This window comes from Streptomyces sp. NPDC002580 (genome assembly GCF_042889485.1).
Taxonomy (GTDB): Bacteria; Actinomycetota; Actinomycetes; order Streptomycetales; family Streptomycetaceae; genus Streptomyces.
The window spans coordinates 69,658-76,201 of record NZ_JBIAQZ010000020.1 but is presented as its reverse complement, the minus strand read 5'-3'; the positions used below and the strand labels follow the sequence as shown (position 1 = coordinate 76,201).

The 6,544-nt window shown below is 67.6% G+C and carries 9 protein-coding genes and 2 tRNA genes; 10 read left to right on the top strand and 1 reads right to left on the bottom strand.

Annotated features, from left to right (window positions below; all coding sequences use genetic code 11):
* Positions 1-709: 709 nt before the first annotated feature.
* The 10 genes from ACFYW7_RS37215 to ACFYW7_RS37170 all read left to right on the top strand — a co-directional run bounded on the left by ACFYW7_RS37215 (position 710) and on the right by ACFYW7_RS37170 (position 5,672).
* On the top strand, positions 710-1,099 hold the full coding sequence (locus tag ACFYW7_RS37215; protein WP_389510800.1) for a hypothetical protein: 390 nt from the start codon (positions 710-712) through the stop codon (positions 1,097-1,099).
* Positions 1,100-1,183: 84 nt separating this feature from the next.
* Positions 1,184-1,312 carry a hypothetical protein gene (locus ACFYW7_RS37210; RefSeq protein WP_389510798.1) on the top strand — a complete coding sequence of 43 codons (129 nt, stop codon included), beginning with the start codon at positions 1,184-1,186 and terminating at the stop codon, positions 1,310-1,312.
* A gap of 372 nt (positions 1,313-1,684) precedes the next feature.
* Positions 1,685-2,836, top strand: coding sequence for a DUF932 domain-containing protein (locus ACFYW7_RS37205; RefSeq protein WP_389510796.1), 1,152 nt, complete (start codon positions 1,685-1,687; stop codon positions 2,834-2,836).
* A gap of 204 nt (positions 2,837-3,040) precedes the next feature.
* On the top strand, positions 3,041-3,571 hold the full coding sequence (locus tag ACFYW7_RS37200; RefSeq protein ID WP_389510794.1) for a hypothetical protein: 531 nt from the start codon (positions 3,041-3,043) through the stop codon (positions 3,569-3,571).
* Between the two features lie 10 nt (positions 3,572-3,581).
* The gene (locus ACFYW7_RS37195) at positions 3,582-3,830 is read left to right on the top strand and encodes a hypothetical protein (RefSeq protein WP_389510792.1); all 249 of its coding nucleotides are present in this window, start codon (positions 3,582-3,584) and stop codon (positions 3,828-3,830) included.
* 11 nt (positions 3,831-3,841) lie between these two features.
* Positions 3,842-4,243: a hypothetical protein gene (locus ACFYW7_RS37190; protein ID WP_389510790.1), complete on the top strand. Its 402-nt coding sequence runs from the start codon at positions 3,842-3,844 to the stop codon at positions 4,241-4,243.
* Between the two features lie 94 nt (positions 4,244-4,337).
* A tRNA-Leu gene (locus tag ACFYW7_RS37185) sits at positions 4,338-4,414 on the top strand.
* Between the two features lie 71 nt (positions 4,415-4,485).
* Positions 4,486-4,704 (top strand): hypothetical protein, encoded by a 219-nt coding sequence (locus tag ACFYW7_RS37180; RefSeq protein WP_389510788.1) that lies wholly within the window; start codon positions 4,486-4,488, stop codon positions 4,702-4,704.
* A 65-nt stretch (positions 4,705-4,769) separates the two neighbouring features.
* Positions 4,770-4,842: transfer RNA gene (locus ACFYW7_RS37175), tRNA-Ile, on the top strand.
* A 206-nt stretch (positions 4,843-5,048) separates the two neighbouring features.
* Complete coding sequence (locus tag ACFYW7_RS37170; protein WP_389510786.1) at positions 5,049-5,672, top strand: hypothetical protein; 624 nt, start codon at positions 5,049-5,051, stop codon at positions 5,670-5,672.
* Between the two features lie 205 nt (positions 5,673-5,877).
* Here the strand turns inward: ACFYW7_RS37170 and ACFYW7_RS37165 are convergent, their stop codons facing one another.
* Positions 5,878-6,438 carry a hypothetical protein gene (locus tag ACFYW7_RS37165; protein WP_389510784.1) on the bottom strand — a complete coding sequence of 187 codons (561 nt, stop codon included), beginning with the start codon at positions 6,436-6,438 and terminating at the stop codon, positions 5,878-5,880.
* Between the last annotated feature and the right edge of the window lie 106 nt (positions 6,439-6,544).

Genomic DNA, 6,544 nt, shown 5'->3' with positions numbered 1-6,544 from the left:
CTCTGCCTCCGGCAGCCGAATACTCGCTGCGCTCGTTTCGCGCGTCCCCGCGCGAAAAGCATTCCGCCTCCGGCGGGGGTTTATGAATTCGCCCTCCGGGCGGAATTCATAAACCTGCGTGCCTCCGGCACGAACTGACGGAGAGTGAGGAATTCTCCGAATTCTCTGAGAGGGAAAGAGAGTTGAAAGCGGATTCCGTGGAGGGGCGGGATCCCACGGAATCCGGGAGGGGTTGAGCCCTCCGGGCCCAACCCGACCGGAGCGGCACGGGAGTGAAGGACCGTCAGAGCGCGCGTGAGGAGCTGTGGGCACCCTCCGGGCACCCACACCCCCGGCGGCCCCTCACGGGCCGTCAGCACGGCGCCAGCCGCCACGCCCCCCAACTCCCCCGCACAGCCCCGAACCCCGCCGCGCCGCGCCCGACACCGACCGCCCCCACTTCCCAACACCGGACGGAGGGGCAGCGGCAGCACAGGGGATGCCAGACCCCCAACCAGACCCACCCACGCCCCACACCCAGCCACAACGCCAACCCAACAGGCACAGAGCGCGCGCCAGTTGGCGCGCCAGTTGTGCACCCTGAGTGGTGCGCACTTTTTGCTCTACAGGGGGTTGTGCCGACATCCCGAACTATCTAGTATCGAAGTGCAGTACCGATCCGGGTGACGCCGGATCGATCAACGCCGGAAAGCACACGAAGGGGAACGCAATGGAAGCCAGTTCAGCGGTCACGCTGGTCAACCAGTTGATCTACAAGCCTGGTTGGACCATCGAGGCCAAGGACCACACCAGCCGGTTCGAGGGGACCGTCGTGGTCAAGTTCGTATTTCCTGCCTACCGGTCGGAGCGGGAATTCGCGCCGGAGGGATACCCGGAGAAAATCACCACGTGGGCGGAGTTCCCCATTCTGGTGTCCGATTGCGATGACATCGAGCTCTACCGCCGAGTTCTCGCAAAGGTGATGGAAATCGAGCTGCACGAAGCCCGTGAATTCCTCCGGGTGCCGCCGACCTATTGGGCACCCTTCCACCCGCACCGTGTCGACGGGATGAAGCGCTGGGGCGATTCCGACGGAGATCTGCGTTACGGGATCTCGTAACAGACGCTCCCGGGCCGGGGCCGCAGACGTTATGCGCCCCGGCTCGGGAGGCCAGCCCCAGAACCCCACTCCCCGAGGAGACCCGTGAACGTCGTCGTCCTACTCGCCGTCATCGCGCTGATTGTGTACAGCGCCGGATACCGCAAGGGGCGCGCCAAGGGCGCGGGCGAGAACGTGGCCCGAGCCGTGGCCCGCATCATCGAGAAGCGGTGAGGCGCCGCGCCACCCGCCCGCTCCTGTGAGGAGCATTCGGGCGGCCTCCCCCGGAGGCCGCCCGAACCGGGGCCGGGGCGTGCGCGGGCCGGCCGACGGCCGGGGGCCGGCGGGTGGCGAGGGGGCGCCGCCGGCCCCCGTGCAGCCCGCGCCGCGGCTTTCTGTCGGTTCGTTCCGCGGAGTGCTCCCCCGCGGTGATCTGAGTACGTGAGGGCGGGTGTTCGGTTCGTCCGCCCACCGCCCGTCGACCGCCCACCGGCCCCGGTCGGGGCCAAAGTTCGGACTTGCATTCGCCGCCATCTCAATCTAGTATCGAACTAGTCGCCGGGTGACACCGGTTGACTCGCCGAACAACACGAAGGGAGAGCCCTAGTGGCTCACGAGATCAGCCCAATTGGCACACGCGCTGCGGTTACGGACACCCGCAACGCATCCATCGGGGACCTCAGGCGAATTCTGGAGCGGGATCAGGATTCCAAGATCGACATGGTGGCCCCTGCCTCCGCCATCTCCGCAGCCGACGGCAACATCGTTGTCACGGGACTGCCGCCCGTCATCACGGCCGACGGGGTGACCATCGCGGATGGCACGTACCGCCCCACCGTCGTTGCCGACGAGGGGATTTCCGACAAGCTCAAGATCCCTCTCACCTACGTGCGCCGGACGCGCGCCGAGGCAGTCGACCTCTACGACCGCAACATCAACGGGTGGTTGGAGCGGGACCCGTCCCGGCGCTTCCTGCTCCGCGCGTTCAAGGGTGAGCCGGGCGTGTTGAGAGCCTGGCTTTCCGACAGCTACAAGAGGCTTGATCATCTCGACATCCTCACTGCCGTACTGCTCGGCGTGCGGGAGTCCGGGCACCCCGTGAAGATCACGGGAGCAGACCTGACCGAGCGTCGGATGATCGTGCGGGTGGAGTCGGAAGACGTCGCCGCGCTCGCCCCCGAGCTTCTCAGGGGGTACCGGTCGCCGTTCACCGGGCAGTCCGGGGAAGATCTCCCCTTGGTCTCGGCGGGGTTCGTCCTGACCAACAGCGAGGTGGGTGAGGGCAAGTACAAGCTCACGCCCCGGATCGTCGCGCAGGTCTGCGGCAACGGAATGACGATCACCAAGGACGCGTTCGGCAAGGTCCACCTCGGCGCGCGGATGGATGCGGGGATCATCGAGTTCTCCGAGGACACCCAGGAGAAGAACCTCGCGCTGATCACGGCGCAGACCCGCGATGCCGTGGCGACGTTCATGAACCGCGAGTACGTCGAGCGGAAGCTGTCCGACATCCAGCGGGAGGCCGGGCGCAAGATCACCCGCCCGGTCGAGACCGTGGAGCTGGTGGCCAAGCAGCTCCGTTTCACCGACAGCGTGCGTGACTCCGTGTTCGGTCACTTCATCGAGGGTGGCCAGACAACGGCGGGCGGGATCCTCCAGGCCGTGACCGCAACGGCGCAGACGCTCAGCGACGCCGACGCGGCCCACGAGTTGGAGACACAGGCTCTTACCGCAATGGCTATCGCCGCAGCGGCCTAGCCAGCACCAGCCCCGGCGGGGGCGCGGCGGCCTCCCGCTTCCGCCGGAGCAACGCCTGTGAGCGGCATTGGGGTGCCGCTCACAGGCGGCCGGCGGGCAGGGTCAGGGGCTTGACTTTCGCCGCATTATTATCTAGTATCGAATTTAGCGGTTGAGGGGTGACGCCTTTGACCGCCGCCGAAGGAACACGAAGGGAAACACCCCATGGACACCAAGGACTTCCCACCGCCCCATGAGCACGCGGAACCGGACACGCATCACGCCATCGGAGTCGTCAGCGATCTGATGCAGAAGGCAGGACCAGGAACACACTTCGTCACCGCATTCGTTCGCGGGACCGACGCGAACGGGCTTGTTGCCAACACGTACTTCCAGGTGTTCGGCGAAGGCCCCGACGCGCTGTGGTACGGCGACGAGGAGGACACGGTCGCCGTCGCGCAAGTGGTGGCCCTGGCATTCATCCTCGGCACGGGCAGCATCGTTCTCGGCACGCTGTCGCCGACGGACGAGATGAGCGCGCGCGGCTGGGTGATCCAGGACTCGGCCCTTACTCCCCTCCCCGCCGCTGCCCTTGAACAACGGGCCCACGAAATGGGCTTGGATCCGGTCCCGGAGTTCGTCACCTACCGCGATGCGTTCCCGCTGCTCGCTGTCAGCGAAGCCAGGCAGACCACTGCCCAGGCGCCATCCGGCACGGATTCACCGGCCAGCCCTGACAGCCACGGAAGCGTGTGAGGAGCCACCTGTGAGCAGCACTCTCTTTCGCGGAGCCGACCTGATCGAGTCCGGTGACCTTGTGCTCTACCACGGTTCGAAGCCGGACTATCACGGCCTCTACATCGCGTTGCCCTGCCCTTGCAGGTACTGCTACATCGCGGACGTCCGTGGCACACCGGATGCCCGGTACGCGCTGCACGACCCGTGGGGCGAGCACCCGCGCGGCCTGGTCCACGTGCGCCGCCAGTCCATCACCCGGTCCGTCGCCAACTCCTGAGGGGTGATCACATGACCGAGAACAACGTCACCCCCGCGCGGTTGTCCGTCGAGTTCCTGCCGGAACTGCCCGGCGACGAGTGGGGCGTGCCCGACGGGTACGAGTGGATCGCTCGGCTGGCCGGGTCCGGATGGTACGCCGTCGGGTTGTGGGGCACCGAAGGGTGGAACCTCGGCCGGTGGCCGTACCAGATCGTCGCGCACATCGACCGGCCCGCCCTTGAGGTCTACGGACTGGCCACCTACACCGAAGGCGACGTGACCGTGACCGTCTTCGGCAGCCGGGAAGAGCGGGACGCGGAGACCAACGAAGTGGCCGTTGCCTGGTGGATCACCAACGAGAACGGCCCGGAGGGTCTCACCCCGGATATGTCGCCGATCCCCCGCGCATACAGCGGCCCCTACCGGGACTGACAAAGACCAGCGGTCGGTGTCCCTCCCCCCACACACCGGCCGCTTCCCGGCCGCCGCCCCGCACTCCCCGCCATGCGGGGCGGCGGCCACCCAAGGGCCCGTAGCTCAGTGGCAGAGCAGGCGCCTTAAAAGCGCCCAATGTCGCCGGTTCGAATCCGGCCGGGTCCACCACCCCCGCCCATCCCGTCCGGCGACCGCCGAGCGGAGCGGGGGCCCTAACCGGGCTCTCTACGGAGGTACCGATGCCCACCGACGCCAACCAGAACCCCGCCGCCCCGTCCGCACCCAACCCGAGGCGTGCCAGCGCACAGGAGGTGATCCAACTCGTCATCAAACAGCAGCAGCTCACGGACGACGACTTTGAGATCGACTTTGAGGCACTCGCCAGGCTCGACGACATGCCGGAGGCGGAGGCCGTGGCACTGATCGATTCGACCATGGCCCGCATCATGTTCAGCTGAACACGCACCGGGGAGCGCCTTCCCGGTCCCTCCAGGCCGCGCCCGGAAGGGTGCGGCCGCCTCCCAGCCGCGTAGCTCAGTCGGTAGAGCGCGGATCTTATAAGTCCTGGGTCACGGGTTCGAGCCCCATCGCGGCTACCCCCTTGTCACCGGCCGATCATGTTCGCGGCCTTCCCCTATGACGCCGTTCCCGCCCCGGCGAGCGGGCACTGTCACCCGGCCAGTTCGTCACTGGCCGAAGGTCTGCCGTCCCGGCGCCCGTGTTCCCCGTTTCCCTTTGACGGGCGCCGGGCGGCAGACACCACCCCTCACACATCCCCGTTCCGAGAGCCGGGAGTCTGGCCATGCCCACTGGCATCCTCACCATCAAGACGCCGTCCCGCACCGTGCGCGGCTGCCTGTACGTGACGGGCACCCATCACCCGTCCGACTGGGACCAGTTCACCGCGCTGCGCGTGAGTCTCGGTTCAGTCGACGTGATGGGGGCGATCGCGCCGGCCGATTCGCTACCGGGGCAGCCTGCTGCACAGTTGGACGGGCTGCCCCGACTCGGCGCCTCAGTCGGTGCTGTCCCCCTGGAGTCCGTTTCCGGCAGAGCCCCCTCCCCCAAGATCCGTCAGACCCTCGCCCTGGTGCTCCGCGCGTGCGCCGAGCAGGTCGCCCACCGCCCCGACCTACCCCGCCTCCTGGACGCCGCCCGCACCCGTGAGACCCCCGGTCTGCTGCGCTTCCTGACGTGGTCGGTGCGCCACAGCGAAGCCGCGGCGGAGCAATACGAGCGCGAAGCCGTTGCCTACCGCCGCGACGCCCGTGCAGCGGTCACCGCATGGTGGACGGCTGCTCGATGGCTCGCCGCCGACTGGCACCCCGTGACCGCGGTGCTGCTAATGAGCTACCGCGGATTCTCTCGCACACCGCGCCGACTTCCTGCCCGTCTGGGCGGAGCTCGCCGAATGGGCTGGGCGTGAGGAGCGCAGCCGTCTGTTCCGTATCCGCGCCGAAGTGCGTTCCCTGCGTGCCGCCCAACAGCGGAGGCGCCGCGGTACTCCAAGGGCCACGGCCGACAGGTCCACCGCCCCCGTGGGACGGTCCGGCTGCGGCCCGTTGCGAACATCGGCGGGCAGTGACCGACGAGGGCGCGAAATGGCGCTGCCAAACGGCCGCGGCTCCCCGTCATGTTTGGGTGTCGTACGGGTGCGGGCCTGTTTTGCCGGTGCGGCTGGCAGCGCGACCGTCCTCTACGCTGTCCCATAGTCGGCGCCAGGGCGCGAGGAGGGCGGGATCGCGGCGCGTGGGAGGCGCGACTTCCTGACCGTCCCGGAAGTTGGTCAGGGCTTGCACCAGCCACAGCAGGCGGTCGAGAGAGGCAGGGGCACGTTTGCCTGCCATGACGTCGCTGACGGTCGACTTGGACATTGATGAGCTGCAAGGCATTTTCTCTTTGCCCCACGCGATGATGCGGTCAAGTGAGGGTCGTCCGGCTTGGCGATGCAGCTCCTTCAGGGCCGTGCTCAGCTCTTTGCATGCTCGGGCGTAGGGCGTCACGTCCAACATGCTGGGCGCTAATCCAACCGCAGCCTCCCACCGTTGACGCCAGCTGTCGTAGAGGGCGGGTCCGAGCGGCTGGGGAGGCTCGCTTCCCTCGGCGTCGCAGAAGTTCACCAGCACGGTAACCAGCCACAGCAGATGGTCCAGGGTGATCGGGATTTCCTCGCCCTCAAGGAATTGGTTCATGACTTCTGGTGGCAGTGCGCTAGCGGTCGGCATGTTGTGTGAGCTCCACACGCTGATGCTCTGGCTCGATGGCTGTCCGGCCTGCCGATGCAACGCACGGAGCGCC

Excerpts from the sequence above, each read along its gene's own strand:
- ACFYW7_RS37190 (WP_389510790.1), top strand. The coding sequence starts at position 3,842 with ATGACCGAGAACAACGTCACCCCCGCGCGGTTGTCCGTCGAGTTCCTG.
- ACFYW7_RS37200 (WP_389510794.1), top strand. The coding sequence starts at position 3,041 with ATGGACACCAAGGACTTCCCACCGCCCCATGAGCACGCGGAACCGGAC.
- ACFYW7_RS37165 (WP_389510784.1), bottom strand. The coding sequence starts at position 6,438 with ATGAACCAATTCCTTGAGGGCGAGGAAATCCCGATCACCCTGGACCAT.
- ACFYW7_RS37170 (WP_389510786.1), top strand. The coding sequence starts at position 5,049 with ATGCCCACTGGCATCCTCACCATCAAGACGCCGTCCCGCACCGTGCGC.
- ACFYW7_RS37215 (WP_389510800.1), top strand. The coding sequence starts at position 710 with ATGGAAGCCAGTTCAGCGGTCACGCTGGTCAACCAGTTGATCTACAAG.
- ACFYW7_RS37180 (WP_389510788.1), top strand. The coding sequence starts at position 4,486 with ATGCCCACCGACGCCAACCAGAACCCCGCCGCCCCGTCCGCACCCAAC.